General features: G+C 43.8%; 18 protein-coding genes. 17 read left to right on the forward strand and 1 reads right to left on the reverse strand.

Features of this window, described 5'->3' with window-relative positions:
* Positions 1 to 14: 14 nt before the first annotated feature.
* A complete protein-coding gene (locus BSAG_RS06630) occupies positions 15 to 833 on the reverse strand; it encodes a 1-acyl-sn-glycerol-3-phosphate acyltransferase (protein WP_008642784.1) in 819 nt (272 codons plus the stop codon).
* A 258-nt stretch (positions 834 to 1,091) separates the two neighbouring features.
* Between BSAG_RS06630 and BSAG_RS06625 the strand changes: the two genes are divergently transcribed.
* From BSAG_RS06625 to BSAG_RS06545, 17 genes are all read left to right on the forward strand, one after another.
* The gene (locus tag BSAG_RS06625; RefSeq protein WP_004315377.1) at positions 1,092 to 1,595 is read left to right on the forward strand and encodes an RNA polymerase sigma factor; all 504 of its coding nucleotides are present in this window, start codon (positions 1,092 to 1,094) and stop codon (positions 1,593 to 1,595) included.
* Positions 1,596 to 2,057: 462 nt separating this feature from the next.
* On the forward strand, positions 2,058 to 2,528 hold the full coding sequence (gene mraZ, locus BSAG_RS06620; RefSeq protein WP_004315379.1) for a division/cell wall cluster transcriptional repressor MraZ: 471 nt from the start codon (positions 2,058 to 2,060) through the stop codon (positions 2,526 to 2,528).
* Positions 2,515 to 3,429 (forward strand): 16S rRNA (cytosine(1402)-N(4))-methyltransferase RsmH, encoded by a 915-nt coding sequence (rsmH, locus tag BSAG_RS06615; RefSeq protein ID WP_008018849.1) that lies wholly within the window; start codon positions 2,515 to 2,517, stop codon positions 3,427 to 3,429. The genes mraZ and rsmH overlap by 14 nt, the downstream gene beginning before the upstream one ends.
* Before the next feature lie 6 nt (positions 3,430 to 3,435).
* On the forward strand, positions 3,436 to 3,792 hold the full coding sequence (locus BSAG_RS06610; protein ID WP_004315383.1) for an FtsL-like putative cell division protein: 357 nt from the start codon (positions 3,436 to 3,438) through the stop codon (positions 3,790 to 3,792).
* Positions 3,793 to 3,864: 72 nt separating this feature from the next.
* Entirely contained in the window at positions 3,865 to 5,991 is a 2,127-nt protein-coding gene (locus BSAG_RS06605; protein WP_004315385.1) for a penicillin-binding protein, read from the forward strand.
* Positions 5,992 to 6,020: 29 nt separating this feature from the next.
* A complete protein-coding gene (locus tag BSAG_RS06600; RefSeq protein ID WP_004315387.1) occupies positions 6,021 to 7,469 on the forward strand; it encodes a UDP-N-acetylmuramoyl-L-alanyl-D-glutamate--2,6-diaminopimelate ligase in 1,449 nt (482 codons plus the stop codon).
* 89 nt (positions 7,470 to 7,558) lie between these two features.
* Entirely contained in the window at positions 7,559 to 8,827 is a 1,269-nt protein-coding gene (locus tag BSAG_RS06595; protein WP_004315389.1) for a phospho-N-acetylmuramoyl-pentapeptide-transferase, read from the forward strand.
* Positions 8,828 to 8,965: 138 nt separating this feature from the next.
* A complete protein-coding gene (murD, locus tag BSAG_RS06590; RefSeq protein WP_004298208.1) occupies positions 8,966 to 10,300 on the forward strand; it encodes a UDP-N-acetylmuramoyl-L-alanine--D-glutamate ligase in 1,335 nt (444 codons plus the stop codon).
* Between the two features lie 32 nt (positions 10,301 to 10,332).
* Positions 10,333 to 11,655: an FtsW/RodA/SpoVE family cell cycle protein gene (locus BSAG_RS06585; RefSeq protein WP_004315392.1), complete on the forward strand. Its 1,323-nt coding sequence runs from the start codon at positions 10,333 to 10,335 to the stop codon at positions 11,653 to 11,655.
* Between the two features lie 59 nt (positions 11,656 to 11,714).
* A complete protein-coding gene (gene murG, locus BSAG_RS06580) occupies positions 11,715 to 12,833 on the forward strand; it encodes an undecaprenyldiphospho-muramoylpentapeptide beta-N-acetylglucosaminyltransferase (RefSeq protein WP_004315393.1) in 1,119 nt (372 codons plus the stop codon).
* Between the two features lie 112 nt (positions 12,834 to 12,945).
* Complete coding sequence (gene murC / locus BSAG_RS06575) at positions 12,946 to 14,346, forward strand: UDP-N-acetylmuramate--L-alanine ligase (RefSeq protein ID WP_004315394.1); 1,401 nt, start codon at positions 12,946 to 12,948, stop codon at positions 14,344 to 14,346.
* Between the two features lie 75 nt (positions 14,347 to 14,421).
* Positions 14,422 to 15,159, forward strand: coding sequence for a cell division protein FtsQ/DivIB (locus tag BSAG_RS06570; protein WP_004315396.1), 738 nt, complete (start codon positions 14,422 to 14,424; stop codon positions 15,157 to 15,159).
* A 99-nt stretch (positions 15,160 to 15,258) separates the two neighbouring features.
* A complete protein-coding gene (gene ftsA / locus BSAG_RS06565) occupies positions 15,259 to 16,716 on the forward strand; it encodes a cell division protein FtsA (RefSeq protein WP_004315397.1) in 1,458 nt (485 codons plus the stop codon).
* A gap of 125 nt (positions 16,717 to 16,841) precedes the next feature.
* On the forward strand, positions 16,842 to 18,152 hold the full coding sequence (gene ftsZ, locus BSAG_RS06560; RefSeq protein ID WP_004309506.1) for a cell division protein FtsZ: 1,311 nt from the start codon (positions 16,842 to 16,844) through the stop codon (positions 18,150 to 18,152).
* An 86-nt stretch (positions 18,153 to 18,238) separates the two neighbouring features.
* Complete coding sequence (locus BSAG_RS06555; protein WP_004315398.1) at positions 18,239 to 18,688, forward strand: GatB/YqeY domain-containing protein; 450 nt, start codon at positions 18,239 to 18,241, stop codon at positions 18,686 to 18,688.
* Between the two features lie 755 nt (positions 18,689 to 19,443).
* A complete protein-coding gene (locus BSAG_RS06550) occupies positions 19,444 to 21,138 on the forward strand; it encodes a tetratricopeptide repeat protein (RefSeq protein ID WP_004309504.1) in 1,695 nt (564 codons plus the stop codon).
* Positions 21,139 to 21,297: 159 nt separating this feature from the next.
* Positions 21,298 to 21,561: hypothetical protein (locus BSAG_RS06545; RefSeq protein WP_032852346.1), on the forward strand; the 264-nt coding region annotated here is incomplete at its 3' end.

A 21,561-nucleotide genomic window follows, 5' to 3' on the forward strand; every position in this document is an offset into this window, starting at 1 on the left:
AGTTGTTCTATCAGTTACAGTTTATAAACAATATCCTTTACGTATTCAGCCCACTGCGCAGGGGTTTTCGATTTATCAAAAGTCTGCCAGGGTATAGGTTTGCCAAAAGTGACAGTAAAAGTTTTGTGGCGATTCTTAAACATTTCATCCGCAAGATACAACATAGCGATGTTAAACTTGATACCCAATGCCTTGCAAATATTTGCCAAGTTGTAGAAGAAATCAGAATTCCTACCGCCGAAATGCACGGGTATTACATCACGTTTTGCTTGTATGCTCTTTACTACAAATGTCTTTTTCCATTCCAGATCACGAATGACTCCATTCTGACGACGCGAACACAGTCCGGCAGGGAACATTATCAGCTGGTCATCCGACTGAAATCCGGCTTCCACCATTTTCGGGAAGTCTTTTGCCTGTTTGCCGGTTTTATTAATAGGTATGCAAAGGGGAGCCAATCCGCGTAGATTCATCAACAAATCATTCACCAGGTATTTCACTTTCCCGTCATAGTGCTTTCCTAACACATAACCAAGCGCAACACCGTCCTGTCCGCCTAACGGATGATTGGACACAAAAGTATACAATCCATCCTTAGGCAAATTCTCAATGCCTTTTACGTCCACTTTCGCATCCAAAAAGCCCATACATGCCTCCAGAAAGTCCACACCCAATCTATCCTTCGACTCATTCAGGAATACATTAATTTCATCCTGATGAACAATTTTCTTCAGATAAGAAACCACGAATTTAGGGATGTACTTATAATGCTTCGGAGCCTTTGTCCGAAGTATCTTATCGACATCAATCAAAAATAAAGAGTCATCAGTCATTCTTTTCAAATAAAAATGATGGCACAAAATTAACGGTTCTTTTTTATTAATCGCAATAATTTGGTAGAAAATGCAGGATTTAAGTTCAGAAGATAAAAAAATACCACCCAAAAACTATCAAAAACAACCTAAAAACTATCCGCGGATAGTTTTCGGGCATAAAAACGTCGGATTTCCCCCTATCGGGTTTCAGAAATTCACGTAAACTTGCAACATCGAAAATAACAAACGAATATTCACCTTTAAAAAGCAACACATATGAAAAGTTTAAGCTTCAGAAAAGATTTAGTAGGAGTACAAGATGAATTACTACGCTTCGCTTATAAACTGACAACTGACCGTGAAGAAGCAAACGATTTGTTGCAGGAGACATCATTAAAAGCATTAGATAATGAAGATAAATATACCCCTGATACAAATTTCAAAGGATGGATGTATACCATCATGCGCAACATATTCATCAACAACTACCGCAAGGTAGTCCGCGACCAGACATTCGTCGATCAGACGGACAATCTTTATCATCTGAATTTACCACAGGACGGAAGTTCAGAAAGTACAGAAAGAGCATACGACCTGAAAGAGATGCACCGTGTAGTCAACAAACTCCCCAAAGAATACAGAGTTCCGTTCGCCATGCACGTTTCAGGATTCAAATACCGTGAGATTGCGGAAAAACTGAACCTCCCGCTAGGCACAGTAAAGAGCCGTATTTTCTTCACGCGCCAGAAATTACAGGAAGAATTGAAAGACTTCCGCTAGACCTTAACTATATAAATTGGTGATCTCGGATCACATACTTCTTTAATACAGATTTTAGTTTTGATAATGATTAAAAGGCAGAAATACTCCGGTATATTCCGCCTTTTCTTTTATTACTAAGATTAGTTGCACGACACCCGGGTCTCAACACCTACAACACCCGGGTCTCAATGGGTCTGACACCCGGGTGTCAGGTATGATGAGACCCGGGTGTCGTACAAATTCCTATTGCATCAAAAGAAGTCTTCACTACCCTATTATTTAAAATTCACCTATACAGACATTTTTTCCCGTTTTACTGCCATAACTCCCCCACCAGCAGACTACTCTCAAAGCCGCATCATTTTCAAGCAAATAGACATTTAACATTCTGTTGAAAACTTCTCTGAAAGTTTTTTATGGAAAGTTGTGGGGAATTGTGGGGAATTTCATACTTTTACGGTCGCTTATTATAATAAGGTAATGATACGTTTTTTAGGAAATATTGAAGCCAGGGCGGACGCCAAAGGAAGGGTGTTCATACCCGCTACCTTCAGGAAGCAACTACAAGCAGCTTCCGAAGAGAGGCTTATTATGCGTAAAGACGTATTTCAGGACTGTTTGACCCTGTACCCCGAGAGCGTGTGGAACGAGGAGTTGAACGAGCTTCGCAGCAGGCTGAACAAATGGAACAGCAAACACCAACTCATTTTCAGACAGTTTGTGAGCGACGTTGAAGTGGTGACACCTGACAGCAACGGACGTATATTAATCCCCAAACGATATTTGCAGATTTGCAGCATTCATGGAGATATACGTTTTATCGGCATCGACAATAAGATAGAGATCTGGGCGAAAGAGCGGGCAGAACAGCCTTTCATGTCGCCTGAAGAGTTCGGTGCAGCATTAGAAGAAATTATGAACGATGATAATAGACAAGATGGAGAAAGATGAATTGACATACCATGTACCTGTATTGCTGAAAGAAAGCGTTGACGGGATGAATATCCAACCGGACGGAACGTATGTAGACGTTACATTCGGAGGAGCGGGACATTCGCGCGAAATACTTTCACGGCTCGGAGAAGGCGGACGTTTATTGGGATTCGACCAGGACGAGGACGCCGAACGGAACATTGTCAACGATCCTCACTTCATCTTCGTGCGCAGCAACTTCCGTTACCTGCAAAATTTCCTGCGCTATCACGACATCGAGCAGGTAGATGCAATCCTGGCCGACCTCGGCGTATCGTCCCATCATTTCGATGATAGCGAACGCGGCTTTTCTTTCCGTTTCGACGGAGCGCTGGATATGCGTATGAACAAGCGTGCCGGAATTACGGCAGCAGACATCGTGAATACTTACGAGGAAGAACGTCTTGCAAACCTCCTCTACCTGTACGGAGAGCTGAAGAATAGCCGCAAACTGGCTTCGGTCATCGTTAAAGCCAGAAGCGGGCAGTACATCCGGACTATCGGTGAGTTTCTGGAAATCATCAAACCGCTTTTCGGTCGTGAACGCGAAAAGAAAGAGCTGGCAAAAGTGTTCCAGGCACTGCGGATCGAAGTAAATCAAGAGATGGAAGCGCTGAAAGAGATGTTGCTGGCAGCTACGGAAGCACTAAAGCCGGGCGGCAGACTGGTGGTAATCACTTATCATTCATTGGAAGACCGCATGGTGAAAAACATCATGAAGACGGGCAACGTAGAAGGAAAAGCAGAATCCGACTTCTTCGGAAATCTACAAACGCCTTTCCGCCTTGTCAATAATAAGGTAATCGTCCCCGACGAGGCAGAAATAGAACGGAACCCACGGTCGAGAAGTGCCAAATTACGAATTGCAGAAAAGAAATAGAAAGATATGGAAGAAGAAGTAGTAAATAAGAAAACAGAAGAGGGCAAAAAGAAAAACCGCACCTCGCTGAAGAGTATTCTGGGTGGAGACATTCTGGCTACCGATTTTTTCCGCCGTCAAACGAAGTTGCTGGTACTTATCATGGTATTCATCATCTTCTACATTCACAATCGTTATGCCAGTCAACAGCAACAGATCGAGATAGACCGGCTGAAAAAGGAATTGATAGACATTAAATACGACGCACTGACGCGCAGCTCGGAACTGATGGAGAAGAGCCGCCAGTCACGCATTGAAGATTATATATCAAATAAGGAAAGCGATTTGCAAACATCAACCCATCCTCCTTACCTTATTAAATAAGTGGAGAGTGGAGAGTTGAGAATTGAGAGTTTTTAAAAGACAAATACTGTGGCAGTTAATAAAAAGAACATAATGACCCGTTACTTCTTCGTCATCCTGTTGATGGCGTTGATAGGAATAGCTATTGTTGTAAAAGCAGGCATCACCATGTTTGCCGAACGACAATACTGGCAGGATGTGGCTGATCGTTTCGTAAAAGAGAATGTGACGGTGAAACCTAATCGTGGAAACATCATTTCTTCTGACGGTAAACTGATGGCCAGTTCGCTACCCGAGTACAGAATCTATATGGACTTTATGTCTGGTGAGAAGGACGAAAAACGCAGACGGAAAGATCAGGCACGCCGGGACTCCATCCTCAATGCCAATATGGATTCCATCTGTATCGGACTTCACAAAATATTCCCGGACAGGAGTGCAGCCCAATTCAAAGCACACCTCAAGAAAGGACGCCAGGCAAAAAGCCGTAATTATCTGATTTATCCGAAACGTATTTCCTATATACAATATAAAGAGGTAAAGAGACTGCCCGTCTTCTGTTTGAACCGGTATAAAGGCGGATTTAAAGAATTAGCATACAATCAGCGCAAGAAACCTTTCGGTTCACTGGCTGCCCGTACGCTGGGAGATGTGTATGCAGATACAGCCAAAGGAGCCAGAAATGGTATCGAACTTGCTTTCGACACTATCCTGAAAGGACGGGACGGACTGACGCACCGCCAAAAAGTGATGAACAAATACCTGAACATTGTCGATGTGCCGCCGGTTGACGGTTGCGATTTGATTAGTACCATCGACGTAGGCATGCAGGATATCTGCGAGAAAGCATTGGTAGACAAGCTGAAAGAACTGAATGCCAGCGTAGGCGTGGTGGTATTGATGGAAGTAGCTACCGGAGAAGTGAAAGCAATCGTCAACATGATGCAAGGCAAGGACGGCGAGTATTACGAAATGCGTAACAATGCCATCAGTGATATGCTTGAGCCGGGGTCCACTTTCAAGACGGCTTCTATTATGGTAGCTCTCGAAGACGGCAAGATTACTCCGGACTATGTGGTAGACACCGGCAACGGACAGATGCCGATGTACGGACGTGTCATGAAAGACCACAACTGGCACCGTGGAGGATATGGGAAGCTGACTGTTACAGAAATTCTGGGAGTTTCGTCCAACGTCGGTACCTCTTATATTATAGATCATTTCTATGGTAGCAATCCACAGAAATTCGTAGACGGGTTAAAACGGATGAGTATCGACCAACCGCTCCACCTACAGATTTCAGGAGAAGGGAAGCCGAATATCCGTGGTCCGAAAGAACGTTATTTTGCAAAGACCACTTTGCCGTGGATGAGTATCGGATACGAGACACAGGTTCCTCCAATCAATATTCTGACGTTCTACAATGGAATAGCCAATAATGGAGTCAGTGTACGTCCGAAATTTGTCAAAGCTGCCGTGAAAGACGGGGAAGTCGTGAAAGAATATCCGACAGAGGTTATCAATCCTAAGATTTGTTCGGATAAGACTTTGGCACAGATTCGTGAAATACTGCGGAAAGTGGTCGGTGAGGGACTTGCCAAGCCTGCAGGGAGTAAGCAGTTCCACGTTTCAGGCAAAACGGGAACGGCGCAGATTTCACAGGGGGCAGCCGGATACAAAACGGGAAGAACGAATTACCTGGTTAGTTTCTGCGGATATTTTCCGTCAGAGGCACCTAAATATAGTATGATTGTCTCTATCCAGAAACCGGGCTTGCCGGCTTCGGGAGGTTTGATGGCAGGTAGTGTATTCAGCAAGATTGCGGAAAGAGTGTATGCCAAAGACCTGCGGTTGCCGCTTACCAATGCAATTGACACCAATTCCGTAGTCATTCCGAATGTAAAAGCCGGAGAGATGCGCGAAGCGCAACGGGTATTGGAAGAGCTGGAGATTAATATACAAGGTAAAGTAGCCGATTCAGGAAAAGAAGTGTGGGGGAATACGCACGTTGCTCCGCAAGCTGTGGTTCTTGAAAGCCGGAGCAATATGCAGAACTTTGTGCCGAGCGTGATAGGTATGGGAGCGAAAGACGCCGTATACTTGTTGGAAAGCAAAGGATTGAAAGTCAATCTGGTCGGGGTAGGCAAAGTGAAAAGCCAGTCGATAGCCAATGGAACCATCGTAAAGAAGGGACAAACGGTGACGCTGACGCTAAAGTAAAAATTAAAGATTAAAAATTAAATAGAGTGATGTTATTAAAGGAGTTACTGAAAGCGATCCAACCGGTAGAGGTAGCCGGAGATTCAGACATAGAAATCACCGGAGTCAATATTGACTCCCGTCTAGTGGAAGCCGGCCAACTGTTCATGGCAATGCGCGGCACACAAGCCGACGGCCACGCCTACATACCTGCTGCCATAGCGAAAGGAGCGACTGCTATCCTCTGCGAGGATATGCCGGAAGAACCTGTTGCGGGGATCACCTATATACAAGTCAAAGACAGTGAAGATGCGGTAGGAAAGATTGCTACTACTTTCTACGGCGACCCCACTTCCAAGATGGAACTGGTTGGCGTTACCGGAACGAACGGAAAAACAACAATCGCCACCTTATTATATAATACATTCCGTTATTTCGGATATAAGGTAGGGTTGATTTCTACCGTTTGCAATTATATCGACGATGAGCCGATCCCAACAGAGCATACCACACCCGACCCCATCACGTTGAACCGTCTATTGGGACGAATGGCGGATGAAGGATGCAAATATGTTTTCATGGAAGTCAGTTCACACTCCATTGCACAGAAACGTATCAGCGGATTAAAGTATGCAGGAGGGATCTTTACCAATCTGACCCGCGACCATCTCGACTATCATAAAACAGTAGAGAATTATCTGAAAGCAAAGAAGAAGTTCTTTGACGATCTGCCGAAAAGCGCATTCAGCCTGACCAATCTGGACGATAAGAACGGACTGGTGATGACACAGAACACACGTTCTAAGGTCTATACTTATTCATTGAGAAGCCTTTGTGACTTTAAAGGACGGGTATTGGAGTCTCATTTTGAAGGAATGTTGCTCGACTTCAACAACCACGAGTTGGCAGTTCAGTTTATCGGCAAGTTCAATGCTTCCAATTTGCTGGCAGTATTCGGGGCCGCCGTTCTGTTGGGTAAGAAAGAAGAAGAGGTGCTTGTGGCCCTTAGCACGCTTCATCCGGTAGCCGGACGTTTCGATGCGGTCCGTTCTCCACTGGGAGTTACAGCGATTGTAGATTATGCGCATACTCCGGATGCACTTATTAATGTATTGAATGCCATACATGGAGTACTTGAAGGAAAAGGAAAAGTGATTACAGTAGTGGGTGCCGGTGGCAACCGTGATAAGGGCAAACGTCCCATCATGGCAAAGGAAGCTGCCAAAGCCAGTGACCGCGTCATCATCACTTCAGATAATCCGCGCTTCGAAGAGCCGCAAGACATCATCAACGATATGCTTGCCGGACTGGATGCGGAGGATATGAAGAAAACGATCAGCATTGCCGACCGTAAAGAAGCGATTCGCACAGCTTGCATGCTAGCAGAAAAAGGAGATGTAATCCTCGTTGCCGGAAAAGGACACGAGAATTACCAGGAGATAAAAGGAGTAAAACATCATTTTGACGATAAAGAAGTACTCAAAGAAATTTTTAAATAATGAATAGATTGTGCTAATATGCCGACTGGCTCTGGTATTCATCCGGCAGAAGCGACATAGCAACACATCAATAAATTGGCAAATTATTTATGTTATATTATCTATTTGAATGGCTGCAAAAGCTCAATTTTCCAGGAGCGGGAATGTTCGGATATACTTCATTCCGTGCTTTGATGGCGGTGATCCTCGCGTTACTTATTTCAAGTATCTGGGGAGATAAGTTCATCAACCTACTCAAAAGGAAACAAATCACAGAAACGCAGCGTGATGCTAAAACGGACCCGTTCGGCGTCAACAAAGTAGGCGTGCCGAGCATGGGAGGTGTTATCATCATTGTAGCCATCCTGATTCCTTGTCTGTTGTTGGGTAAACTGCATAATATATATATGATACTGATGCTGATAACCACCGTATGGTTGGGATCGCTCGGCTTCGCAGACGACTATATCAAGATCTTTAAAAAAGACAAAGAAGGTTTGCATGGTAAGTTCAAGATTATCGGTCAGGTCGGTTTAGGTTTAATTGTCGGAATGACTTTGTATCTAAGCCCGGACGTAGTGATCCGTGAGAATATCGAAGTTCATAATCCGGGACAGGAGATGGAAGTGATACACGGAACCAATGATTTGAAATCGACCCAGACAACGATTCCTTTTTTCAAGAGCAATAACCTTGATTATGCCGATTTGGTTTCTTTCATGGGCGAGCATGCGCAAACAGCCGGATGGATTTTGTTCGTCATCGTTACAATCATCGTGGTTACCGCCGTATCAAACGGTGCCAACCTGAATGACGGTATGGACGGAATGGCGGCCGGAAACTCGGCCATTATCGGCGCAACGCTGGGGATATTGGCGTATGTATCGTCACATATCGAGTTCGCAGGCTATCTGAATATCATGTATATTCCGGGTTCGGAAGAACTGGTAATCTATATCTGTGCTTTCATCGGTGCGCTTATCGGTTTCTTATGGTACAACGCTTATCCGGCACAAGTATTTATGGGAGACACAGGCAGCCTCACCATTGGCGGTATCATCGCAGTGTTCGCCATCATTATCCACAAAGAGTTGCTGATACCGATTCTTTGCGGTGTATTCCTGGTAGAAAATCTGTCGGTAATCCTGCAACGGGCTTATTATAAGGCAGGAAAGCGGAAAGGTGTAAAGCAACGTTTGTTCAAGCGCACACCGATTCACGATCATTTCCGTACTTCGATGAGCCTGATTGAGCCGGGATGTACGGTGAAATTCACCAAGCCCGACCAGCTGTTCCACGAATCAAAGATTACCGTCCGTTTCTGGATTGTAACGATTGTATTGGCGGCAATAACAATTATAACATTAAAAATAAGATAACCGGCAAGGTGCCGGAGCCGGGTTTCCATTCGGAAGCCAAGTTTTATAGAGAGTATCAACCCGATTATTAACTTTTAAAGGATGTGCGCAACTAATAAGCAATTCAGCATATTTGGAAACAGGAGCACATTATTGTAGATGAAAAGAATTGTAATTTTAGGAGCTGGCGAAAGCGGCGCAGGTGCAGCCGTACTCGCAAAAGTAAAAGGATTTGAGACGTTTGTTTCGGACATGTCCGCCATCAAGGACAAATATAAGGAACTTCTCGACAGCCATCAGATTGCCTGGGAAGAAGGACACCATACCGAAGAGCTCATTCTGAATGCCGACGAGGTTATCAAAAGCCCCGGTATCCCGAATGATGCCCCAATCATCCTGAAACTAAAAGCTCAAGGCACACCGGTGATCTCCGAGATTGAGTTTGCCGGACGCTATACTGATGCCAAAATGATCTGTATTACAGGTTCTAACGGAAAGACTACAACGACTTCCCTGATCTACCACATTTTCAAAAGCGCAGGTCTGAACGTAGGTTTGGCAGGCAACATCGGCAAAAGTCTTGCTTTGCAGGTAGCCGAAGATTACCATGACTATTATATTATCGAACTTAGCTCTTTCCAGCTGGATAATATGTATAACTTTCGTGCGAACATCGCCGTATTGATGAACATCACTCCGGACCATCTTGATCGCTACGACCACTGTATGCAGAATTACATCGACGCTAAATTCCGCATTACCCAAAACCAAACCCCGGACGATGCTTTCATCTTCTGGAATGACGACCCGATCATCAGACAAGAACTGGCGAAACACGGTCTGAAAGCTCACCTGTATCCTTTTGCCGCTGTAAAAGAAGACGGAGCGATCGCATACGTAGAAGACCACGAAGTGAAAATCACCGAACCGATTGCCTTCAACATGGAGCAGGAAGAACTGGCTCTGACAGGGCAACATAACCTATATAACTCTTTAGCTGCCGGTATCTCGGCAAACCTTGCCGGCATCGCCAAAGAAAACATCCGTAAAGCCCTCTCCGACTTCAAGGGAGTAGAGCATCGGTTGGAAAAGGTGGCACGTGTCCGCGGAATTGATTTTATCAACGACTCTAAAGCAACGAATGTCAACTCCTGCTGGTATGCCCTGCAAAGCATGACTACCAAAACGGTATTGATCCTCGGTGGTAAAGATAAAGGCAACGACTATACTGAAATTGAAGACCTGGTACGCGAAAAGTGTTCGGCACTGGTATACCTGGGACTTCATAACGAAAAACTTCACGAATTCTTCGATCGTTTCGGCCTGCCCGTAGCAGACGTACAAACCGGAATGAAGGATGCCGTAGAAGCTGCCTACAAACTGGCAAAGAAAGGTGAAACAGTATTATTGAGCCCTTGCTGCGCCTCTTTCGACCTCTTCAAGAGCTATGAAGACCGTGGCGACCAGTTTAAGGAATGTGTCCGCGCCCTATAATTTCTAATTATTAATTTTTAATTGCTATAAGATTGGATTTATTAAAGAACATATTCAAAGGTGACAAGGTAATCTGGATTATCTTCCTCTGTCTCTGCCTCATCTCTATTATCGAGGTGTTCTCGGCAGCGTCGACACTGACTTACAAAAGTGGCGACCATTGGGGACCGATTACACAACACTCCATCATCCTGATGGTAGGTGCTGTGGTAGTAGTGTTTCTGCATAATGTTCCCTACAAATGGTTCCAGGTATTTCCGGTCTTTCTGTATCCGATTTCCCTGGTTCTATTGGCATTTGTCACGCTGATGGGTATCATCACAGGGGACCGTGTCAACGGGGCAGCCCGTTGGATGACCTTTATGGGATTACAGTTCCAGCCTTCGGAATTGGCAAAGATGGCAGTTATCATTGCCGTCTCATTCATCCTGTCCAAAAGGCAGGACGAATACGGAGCCAACCCGAACGCCTTCAAATATATCATGATCCTCACCGGACTGGTATTCCTGCTTATCGCACCGGAAAACCTTTCGACAGCAATGCTGCTTTTCGGAGTAGTATGCATGATGATGTTTATCGGCCGGGTGTCAGCAAAAAAGCTATTCGGAATGTTGGGAATATTGGCACTTGTGGGCGGTGTTGCCGTAGGTATACTGATGGCTATTCCCGCTAAAACGCTGCATAACACTCCGGGACTTCACCGTTTCGAAACGTGGCAGAATCGTGTTTCCGGCTTCTTTGAGAAGGAGGAAGTGCCGGCTGCCAAATTTGATATTGATAAAGATGCACAGGTGGCGCATGCACGCATCGCCATTGCTACCAGCCATGTAGTCGGCAAAGGTCCGGGAAACTCGATACAACGTGACTTCCTTAGTCAGGCATTCTCCGATTTTATCTTTGCGATTGTGATTGAAGAAATGGGATTGATCGGAGGAATATTTGTGGTGTTCCTCTATCTATGGCTGCTGATGCGAGCCGGACGAATCGCCCAGAAATGCGAGCGAACCTTCCCCGCCTTTCTCGTTATGGGCATTGCGTTGCTACTGGTGTCGCAAGCAATACTGAATATGATGGTTGCCGTCGGATTATTCCCCGTCACCGGCCAGCCCCTGCCTTTGGTCAGCAAAGGAGGTACAAGTACGTTAATCAACTGCGCTTATATCGGTATGATATTAAGTGTAAGCCGATATACCGCCCATCTGGAAGAACAAAAAGCGCACGATGCACAGATCCAACTGCAATTAGAGGCAGATGCAGCTGCAAATTCCGAGGCACAGACTGCCGCCGAACCGACAGCACAGATTCTGAACAGCGATGCCAAGTTTGAAGATGAGCATGATATTGATAAACGGTAAGTGATGAACGGTGAGTGGTGAACGAAAAACGTTGAACAACGGATAGAAAAAGAATTAGGATGGAAAAAGAACTTAGAATTATTATCAGTGGTGGAGGAACAGGAGGACATATCTTTCCTGCCGTCTCTATCGCAAACGCTATAATAGAGCTACGCCCCGACGCAGAAATTCTCTTTGTAGGTGCTGAAGGACGTATGGAAATGCAACGGGTTCCTGATGCAGGCTACCGTATTATCGGGCTTCCGATTGCCGGATTCGACCGCAAACGTTTATGGAAAAATGTATCTGTATTGATTAAACTGATGCGCAGCCAGTGGAAAGCACGCAAAGTTATCAAGGACTTCCGCCCACAAGTGGCGGTAGGTGTAGGCGGATATGCAAGCGGCCCGACACTAAAGACTGCCGGAATGATGGGAGTACCGACATTAATCCAGGAACAAAACTCTTATGCCGGAGTGACCAATAAGCTCCTGGCACAGAAAGCAAAAGTGATTTGTGTAGCTTATGACGGAATGGAAAAGTTCTTCCCTGCCGACAAAATTATTATGACGGGGAATCCTGTCCGCCAAAACCTGACAAAGGATATGCCGTCTAAAGAAGAAGCATTGCGCTCCTTCAACTTACAGCCCGGCAAAAAAACGATTCTGATTGTAGGCGGCAGTCTGGGTGCACGTACCATCAACAATACGCTGACAGCCGGACTGGCAACCATCAAAGAAAACACGGACGTGCAATTCATCTGGCAAACGGGCAAATACTATTACCCGCAAGTGAAAGAAGCCGTAAAAGCTGCAGGTACACTTCCGAACTTATATGTAACGGATTTCATCAAAGACATGGCAGCCGCATACGCAGCAGCCGATCTTGTGATTTCCCGTGCAGGGGCAGGTTCTATTTCAGAGTTCTGCCTGTTACATAAACCTGTTATCTTAGTGCCTTCGCCCAATGTAGCGGAAGACCATCAGACTAAGAATGCCTTAGCATTGGTGAATAAACAGGCAGCGATCTACGTCAAAGACAGTGAAGCGGAAACAACCTTGATGGATGTAGCATTATCCACCGTCAATGACGAACAGAAACTGAAAGGACTGACAGAGAATATCGCCAAGCTGGCTTTGCCCGATTCTGCGAGAATCATCGCACAGGAGGTTATCAAACTGGCGGAAGCAAAGAGCTGATAAACAGAAGAAAAAACAGATAAATAGATTATCGGATTGCATACAGGTTGAAGTAGCGGTATAACTCCGGGATCAAACGACGTAATCCGTACTAAAATAAAAAACAGAAGAAATGAATATAGAAACGATAAAATCAGTCTATTTCGTAGGTGCCGGTGGCATCGGTATGAGTGCACTTGTACGCTACTTTCTCTTCAAAGGAAAGATAGTGGCCGGATACGACCGTACCCCTACTCCATTGACTGAAACCCTGATCGCTGAAGGTGCACAAATACATTATGAAGAAAACGTCGACCTGATTCCCGAAGCCTGCAAAGACAAGGAAAGCACGTTAGTCATATACACGCCCGCCGTTCCGCAGGAACATGAAGAAATCGTTTATTTCCGCAACAACGGATTCGAAATACAGAAACGCGCCCAAGTATTGGGAACAATTACCCATTCGAGCAAAGGTCTGTGCGTGGCAGGTACTCACGGAAAAACAACCACATCGACAATGACAGCCCATTTGCTCCATCAATCGCACGTGGAATGTACCGCTTTTCTCGGAGGAATCTCGAAGAACTACGGCACCAACCTGCTACTCTCTCAAACAAGCCCTTACACGGTGATTGAAGCAGATGAGTTCGACCGTTCTTTCCACTGGCTGTCGCCCTATATGACCGTAATTACATCTACCGACCCCGATCATTTGGACATCTACGGCACAGAACAAGCCTACCTGGAAAGTTTCGAGCATTATACCACGCTTATCCAACCGGGTGGCGCACTGATTATCCGCAAAGGCATCTCCCTGCAACCCAAAGTGCAGCCGGGTGTTCGTGTCTATACTTACTCACGTGACGAAGGCGACTTCCATGCAGAAAATATCCGCATCGGAAACGGAGAAATATTCATCGACTTTGTTGCCCCGGACACCCGTATCAACGATATTCAACTGGGAATTCCAGTTAGCATCAACATAGAAAACGGCGTAGCCGCCATGGCATTGGCACACCTTAACGGGGTGACCGATGAAGAAATAAAAAGAGGCATGGCAAGTTTCCGCGGAGTAGACCGCCGGTTCGACTTCAAGATCAAGAACGACCGTATCGTCTTTTTGAGTGACTACGCCCACCACCCCTCTGAAATCAAACAGAGCGTGTTGTCTATGCGCGAACTTTACAAGGACAAGAAGATCACAGCCATCTTCCAGCCGCATCTCTACACCCGCACCCGCGACTTCTATCAAGATTTTGCCGATAGCCTGTCGCTACTCGACGAAGTGATTCTGGTAGACATCTATCCGGCACGTGAAGCACCGATTCCGGGCGTCACCAGCAAACTGATTTATGACAATCTCCGTCCGGGCATTGAAAAAAGTATGTGCAAAAAGGAAGATATACTGAACATTCTGAAAGATAAAAACATTGAAGTATTAATCACTTTGGGGGCTGGAGACATCGACAACTATGTCCCTGAAATAAAGGAACTATTAGAAACAAAAAAATTAAGAATGAATAATGAAGAATGAAGAATCTCTATCCAGCGTATTGATGCGCAGCAATTCTTCATTCTTCATTCTTAATTCTTCATTAATAAAAAAACTATGGTAAAGAGAATCCTTCTATCCATCGTCATGCTGGTGCTTATAGCCTACCTCGCCGTAGCTATCACCGCATTCAACCGCAAGCCTGCCGACCAGACCTGCCGTGACATGGAATTGGTTATCAAGGATACCGCATACGCCGGCTTCATCACCAAAGAAGAGCTGAAAGGTATCCTTCAGCACAAAGGAATCTACCCCATCGGGAAGAAGATGGAGCGCATCTCTACCAAGTCACTGGAACGGGAACTAAGCAAACATCCGTTGATTGACGAAGCCGAGTGTTACAAAACACCCAGCGGCAAAGTATGCGTGGAAGTGACACAACGTATCCCTATTCTTCGGGTGATGAGCTCCAACGGTCAAAATTACTACCTTGACAACAAAGGAACCGTCATGCCACCGGATGCAAAATGCGTCGCTCACCGGGTAATTGTCACCGGAAACGTAGAAAAGTCGTTTGCAATGAAGGATTTATATAAGTTTGGTGTATTTTTGCATAATAATAAATTCTGGGACGCCCAGATAGAGCAGATCCATGTGTTGCCCGACCAGAACATCGAATTGGTGCCGCGTGTGGGAGACCATCTCGTCTATCTCGGAAAACTGGAAAACTTTGAAGATAAACTGGCACGTTTGAAGGAGTTCTACAAGAAAGGACTCAACCGGGTAGGCTGGAACAAATATTCGCGTATCAACCTCGAATTCAACAACCAGATTATCTGCACCAAACGAGAATAGATGATAAATGATAGTTGATAATTGATAGTTGACAGATGAGGAGTGAACAATCTTTTTTCAATCGTAAATTGTAAATCGTAAAATCGTAAATAAATATATATGGCAACAACAGAATTTATCGCCGCTATTGAACTTGGTTCATCGAAGATAACCGGTGTGGCCGGAAGAAAGAACAGTGACGGAAGTATGCAGGTATTAGCGTATGCCCAGGAAGACTCTTCTACGTTTATTCGTAAAGGAGTTATTTTCAATCTGGACAAAACAGCGCAAAGCCTGACCTCGATCATCAACAGACTGGAAGGTGAGTTGAAAAACTCAATTGCCAAGGTATATGTAGGCATCGGCGGACAATCACTCCGCACAGTCCGCAATGTAGTAAGCCGCGACCTGGAAGAAGAAGCCATCATATCCGAAGAACTTGTAAGCGCTATCGGTGATGAGAACATTGCCATCCCGGTGGTTGATATGGATATACTGGACGTAGCTCCGCAAGAATACAAGGTGGGCAATAATCTGCAAGCCAACCCGGTAGGTCTGGTAGGAAGCCACATCGAAGGACGTTTCCTCAACATCGTTGCCCGTGCTTCCGTACGCAAGAATCTGGAGCATTGCTTCCAGCAGGCAAAAATCGACATTGCCGACCAACTGATCGCCCCGCTAGTAACAGCCAATGCCGTACTGACAGAAAGCGAACGCCGTTCGGGTTGTGCATTGATCGACTTCGGAGCAGATACGACTACCATCTCTGTATATAAGAATAACATCCTTCGCTTCCTCACCGTATTACCTTTGGGAGGCAACAGCATCACGCGTGACATCACCACCCTGCAAATGGAGGAGGAAGAAGCCGAACGCCTGAAAAAAGCCTACGGTGACGCCCTCTACGAAGAAGACCCCGAACAAGAGGAAGAAGCTACCTGCAAACTGGAGGATGACAACCGTATCATCAAAGTGGCAGACCTTAATAATATCATCGAAGCCCGTGCCGAAGAAATCGTTGCCAACGTATGGAACCAGATTCAGCTATCCGGCTACGAAGACAAACTGCTGGCAGGACTTATCCTAACAGGAGGAGCCGCCAACCTGAAGAACTTGGACGAAACCTTGCGCAAACGCAGCAAGATAGAAAAGATACGGATGGCGAAACTTCCACGCAATACGGTCCATGCCCCCAACAATATACTAAAAAAAGACGGTTCACAGAACACATTGTTCGGTCTACTGTTTGAAGGGAACCAAAACTGTTGCCTGACTGAAACCGCCCCGCAAGCTGCTGCTCCTGTACCGCCAGTCTCCAAACCGGAGCCGGAAGTGCATAGGACCGCAGACATATTTGAAGACGACCAGGAGCTGAAGGAACAGGCCCGCCTCGCCCGCCTCAAGAAAGAGGAAGAAGAGCGTGAAGCCAAGTTAGCTGCTAAAGAAGCGGAAAAACTTCGCAAGCAAAAGGAAAAGGAAGAGAAAGAAAGACGGAAAAGAGAAGCCGGTCCGAGCTGGATTCAGCGCAAGATCGACTCGTTGACGAAAGAAATCTTCTCCGACGACGATATGAAGTGAGTTATGATTTATGAATTATGATTTATGAGTTGGCTGCGCGCTATATCATAAATCATAACTTATAAATCAAGATTCAAAAATCAGAGTTCAGAAACCAGAAATCATAAATCAGAAATCATATTATTATGGACGAGATAGTACAATTCGATTTCCCGACAGATTCACCGAAGATCATCAAAGTGATTGGTGTAGGTGGTGGTGGTGGTAACGCTGTAAACCACATGTACCGGGAAGGCATCCATGATGTAACGTTCGTTCTTTGCAACACGGACAACCAGGCATTGGCCGAATCACCTGTCCCGGTGAAACTGCAACTGGGCCGTAGCATCACGCAAGGGCTTGGAGCCGGCAACCGTCCCGAACGGGCACGCGACGCCGCTGAAGAAAGTATAGAAGATATCAAGGCACAACTGAACGACGGCACCAAGATGGTATTCATCACCGCCGGAATGGGAGGAGGAACCGGAACAGGAGCTGCCCCGGTCATCGCCCGCATTGCGAAGGAAATGGATATTCTGACTGTCGGTATCGTCACCATCCCCTTTATCTTCGAAGGAGAAAAGAAAATCATCCAGGCACTGGACGGCGTCGAACGTATCGCCCAGCATGTTGATGCCCTATTGGTTATCAACAACGAACGCCTGCGCGAAATATACGCCGACCTTACCTTTATGAATGCCTTCGGCAAAGCCGATGACACTCTTTCCATCGCTGCCAAGAGTATTGCCGAGATTATCACCATGCGTGGTACGGTCAACCTCGACTTTGCCGATGTGAAAACCATCCTGAAAGATGGCGGAGTAGCGATCATGAGTACCGGATTCGGCGAAGGAGAAAATCGTGTGACGAAAGCAATCGACGATGCCCTGCATTCTCCGTTGCTCAACAACAACGATATTTTCAATGCCAAAAAGGTTATGTTGAACGTTTCTTTCTGCCCGTCATCCGAGCTAATGATGGAGGAGATGAACGAGATACACGAGTTCATGAGCAAGTTCCGCGAAGGAGTGGAAGTGATCTGGGGTGTTGCCATCGACAACTCACTGGATACCAAAGTAAAGATCACCGTATTGGCAACCGGATTCGGTGTAGAAGACGTCCCCGGAATGGACAGCCTGCATGCTGCACGCAGCCAGGAAGAGGAAGAACGCCAACTGCAACTGGAAGAAGAGAAAGAGAAGAACAAAGAACGTATCCGCAAGGCATACGGAGAAAGTGCCAGCAATATCGGAAGCAAGAGCCTCCGCAAACGCCGTCACATCTATCTTTTCAACACGGAAGATTTGGACAACGACGATATCATCGCCATGGTAGAAGATTCTCCCACGTACATGCGTGATAAGACGACTCTTACTAAAATCCGGACAAAAGCTGCATTGGAAGAAGAAGTGGCAACAGAAGAAGCTACGGATGATAACGGCGTAATTACATTCTAAAGAAAGAGCTTAAGAACGAAAATTATAGTCCCACAGCATCAAGCTTCAGATCTAATTTTCAATCTTTAATTTTTAATTATAATAGTATGGATTTATTCGAACAAGTCAGCGAAGACATTAAAAACGCAATGAAGGCGAAAGATAAAGTAGCCCTCGAAACTTTGAGAAATATAAAGAAGTTCTTCCTCGAAGCTAAGACAGCTCCGGGAGCTAACGATATATTGACAGATGACGCAGCTCTGAAGATTATCCAGAAACTTGTAAAACAAGGAAAAGATTCTGCTGAAATCTATATCGGACAGGGTCGTCAGGACTTGGCTGACGTAGAATTGGGTCAGGTAGCCGTTATGGAAAAATACCTGCCGAAACAGATGAGTGCCGAAGAACTGGAAGCTGCTTTGAAGGAAATTATCGCAGAGACAGGTGCTACGAGCGGTAAAGACATGGGTAAGGTCATGGGAGTTGCCTCCAAGAAGCTGGCAGGACTTGCAGAAGGACGTGCCATTTCCGCAAAAGTAAAAGAGCTTTTGGGATAACTTCCGGAACTTCCACAGAACCTTTTAGTGTTCGATTTTATCTTGCACCTTACACTAACCAGAGTTTATCTATTTGATTAATAGCAGTATAAACCTGTGCAAGATACCGTTGCAGATGCGTGCAAGATGTTTTATCTTACACACATCTGCAACTTTTCTTTAAACATGACATTCACCTCCTTCACCACTCTGAAACATCGATGAATAAAGGGATTTCGGGTGAAGGTCTGCCTTTCACATAGGTTTCACCCGATTCACTATACCTTTCTGCCGAATTTTGATTAATAGACTGATTCCAATCTATTAGATATAAACTTATTCTCTATTGATGCCAAACTTCCTTTTCACTAATAGAAAAGATTACTAACATTAAAGGCAATCTCTAAATGAAGCTTTTGTTTTTATAAACAAAGCTTTCATTTATAAAATCAAAAGCTTCATTTATATAATTGCAACTTGCAATTATAGATTGCGATTAATGAAAAACAAGTTTAGAATTATAGTAAAGTAATTTAGGTATTAATAGAAAGGAACTTTTCTCACTATAAATAAGAAAGAGTCTATTAATAGCTGGGAAATAATCAAATTAGATCACATGAACTTAATAAAGTAAAAGCAGATTTGAAATTAATTTAATGTATGATATAGACAGTACTAATTATTATTTCCCCCGAACTAAAATAATCTCCCTATAAAAGAGCATAATATAGAAAATAAAGATTACTTTTACAACGAAACTAAACCACGACAGACAAATGAGAAAGAGTATTGCTATAATTATAACATCTATATTAGTGCTATCAGGATGCAACAAACAACAATCCGTATCTGACAGACTGCTAAATGAAGTAGAAAAAGCCATTGCCATAAATCCTGACAGTGCATCCAACCTACTAAAAGGTATATCATCTCCTGAAAAACTAGACAACAAAACCTTTGCACGCTGGTGTATGTTATCAGGAAAGATTACAGACGAAATTTTTAATAGCATCCTACCAACTTACCAATTAGAAAGAGCCTATGACTGGTATTCCTCACATGGTAGCCCTGACGAACAAGTGCAAATCTTGATTTATTTAGGTCGATCCTATTTTGCTGATGGAGATTATGATAAAGCAATGTCTATTTATACCAATGCACTGGACATTGCAGAAAAGAATAAGCTTAATAACCTCACCGGATATACATATAGCTATATAGGCGATTTATATGGAGAGAAATTCATGCGGACAGAAGCTATCAAAAGATATAAGGCTGCTGCCGAATGCTTCAAAAAAGAAAATAATACAGATAGCTATGCTTGCGCATTAAGAGATGTAGGACGCGAATATGCATGCATAGACTCGTTATCACGCGCTTTAAAAATTCTAACTATAGCTGATTCTGTAGCACGTAATACTAAAAATATCGAAGTCACTGCATCAATAGACAATGCCTTAGGGAATATTTATGCAATGCAAAATAAATATGATAAAGCTGAAGAATACTTTCTCAAAGCATTGGTAGGAAGAGAAACAATGCCCGATTATATGGCACTGATAGACTTATATATTGCATCGGGGGCTATTAACAAAGCACAAGAGCTACTATCCAAAATACTACAAGATAATCCAAAGTATACATACAGCATTAAATATTTATACTACCAAATCTATAATGAAGAAAAGAATTATAAAGAAGCTCTTACTAATCTGAAAGAATACGTCGAAATAACTGATTCAATCATATATGCTGATAACCAATCTAAGATATTGAACATAGAGTCTAAATATAATCATTTAAAGATCAGCAAAGAAGTAGATAGATTAAAAATTAAACAGCAAAGCTACATTATAGTTTTAGTTATATGCATTGGAATACTATTGTTAATAATAATAGGATATCTACTATATCGAAAGAAAGCAAAAGAGAAAATCCAAAGACAACAAGAAGAGTTGAACCGAATAAAGACAGATTTGCTTTATGTTTCTTTAGAACTGGAAAAGAAAAAAAGATTGTTAGATACATTTAAGGAGAAAAATGAGAGCTATGAGGAAATGCAGGAAGAAATAAGTCTCCTAACCACCAACTATAAACAATTGCAAAATAAAATTCTAGAGAATTCACCTTTACATAAAGAACTAATACACCTAGCCAACCAAAATAAGCCCAGAAATAACAAGCCATTAATAACAGACAAGCAATGGAAACTCATTGCAGATGAAATAACATATATTTATCCGAATTTACGTAAATACATATATAGTCGATGCCCAGATTTACCAGAGCAAGACTTTTGGTATTGCTGTTTATATATATCAGGGTTTGACACTAACACAGAAGCAAAGTTACTAAACATTACAGTCGACTCAGTAAGAAAAAAAAGACTCAGACTTAGACAAAAACTGAATATAATATTACCAGATAATAATGCTACATTGTATGAGTATTTAATTGAAAACATGCACTAATACCTCTTCTCAGGAAGAAATAATCAGCAACATAAAAGGATGTCCACGCAAAACATCATAAGCGACTGATTATCAAGCACTGTTTGTCCACGCTGAAAAACTTCTTTTATTTGCATTCCCCCTCATATCTCCATAAATTTGCAAAAAACAATCAAAGATATGAGAAAACTAAGCATTTTACTATTATTAATTGGCATTCCATTCATGATAATAGAAGCCAATAATCTATCAACACAAAGAACTAAAATTATAAGATGGCATAAATGCCAAAAAACACCAAATTCTATCCCAATAGAAGCTACCCAAGACGAAAACTCTATTGAAGTTCGTTTTCTTGAAGACATCGACGATCAAGTTACTTTCCAAGTAAAAGATCAACTGGGAAATATTATCTTCCAAGATGTGATATTAACTCCTAATGAG

It is taken from the genome of Bacteroides sp. D1 (genome assembly GCF_000157095.2).
GTDB classification, from domain to species: domain Bacteria; phylum Bacteroidota; class Bacteroidia; order Bacteroidales; family Bacteroidaceae; genus Bacteroides; species Bacteroides xylanisolvens.

Bases quoted from the DNA above. Each gene is read 5' to 3' on its own strand.
- BSAG_RS06550 (WP_004309504.1), top strand. From the start codon at position 19,444: ATGAGAAAGAGTATTGCTATAATTATAACATCTATATTAGTGCTATCA.
- murG (WP_004315393.1), top strand. From the start codon at position 11,715: ATGGAAAAAGAACTTAGAATTATTATCAGTGGTGGAGGAACAGGAGGA.
- BSAG_RS06570 (WP_004315396.1), top strand. From the start codon at position 14,422: ATGGTAAAGAGAATCCTTCTATCCATCGTCATGCTGGTGCTTATAGCC.
- BSAG_RS06625 (WP_004315377.1), top strand. From the start codon at position 1,092: ATGAAAAGTTTAAGCTTCAGAAAAGATTTAGTAGGAGTACAAGATGAA.
- murD (WP_004298208.1), top strand. From the start codon at position 8,966: ATGAAAAGAATTGTAATTTTAGGAGCTGGCGAAAGCGGCGCAGGTGCA.
- murC (WP_004315394.1), top strand. From the start codon at position 12,946: ATGAATATAGAAACGATAAAATCAGTCTATTTCGTAGGTGCCGGTGGC.
- BSAG_RS06600 (WP_004315387.1), top strand. From the start codon at position 6,021: ATGTTATTAAAGGAGTTACTGAAAGCGATCCAACCGGTAGAGGTAGCC.
- ftsA (WP_004315397.1), top strand. From the start codon at position 15,259: ATGGCAACAACAGAATTTATCGCCGCTATTGAACTTGGTTCATCGAAG.
- ftsZ (WP_004309506.1), top strand. From the start codon at position 16,842: ATGGACGAGATAGTACAATTCGATTTCCCGACAGATTCACCGAAGATC.
- BSAG_RS06610 (WP_004315383.1), top strand. From the start codon at position 3,436: ATGGAAGAAGAAGTAGTAAATAAGAAAACAGAAGAGGGCAAAAAGAAA.
- mraZ (WP_004315379.1), top strand. From the start codon at position 2,058: ATGATACGTTTTTTAGGAAATATTGAAGCCAGGGCGGACGCCAAAGGA.
- BSAG_RS06555 (WP_004315398.1), top strand. From the start codon at position 18,239: ATGGATTTATTCGAACAAGTCAGCGAAGACATTAAAAACGCAATGAAG.
- BSAG_RS06595 (WP_004315389.1), top strand. From the start codon at position 7,559: ATGTTATATTATCTATTTGAATGGCTGCAAAAGCTCAATTTTCCAGGA.
- rsmH (WP_008018849.1), top strand. From the start codon at position 2,515: ATGGAGAAAGATGAATTGACATACCATGTACCTGTATTGCTGAAAGAA.
- BSAG_RS06605 (WP_004315385.1), top strand. From the start codon at position 3,865: ATGACCCGTTACTTCTTCGTCATCCTGTTGATGGCGTTGATAGGAATA.
- BSAG_RS06630 (WP_008642784.1), bottom strand. From the start codon at position 833: ATGACTGATGACTCTTTATTTTTGATTGATGTCGATAAGATACTTCGG.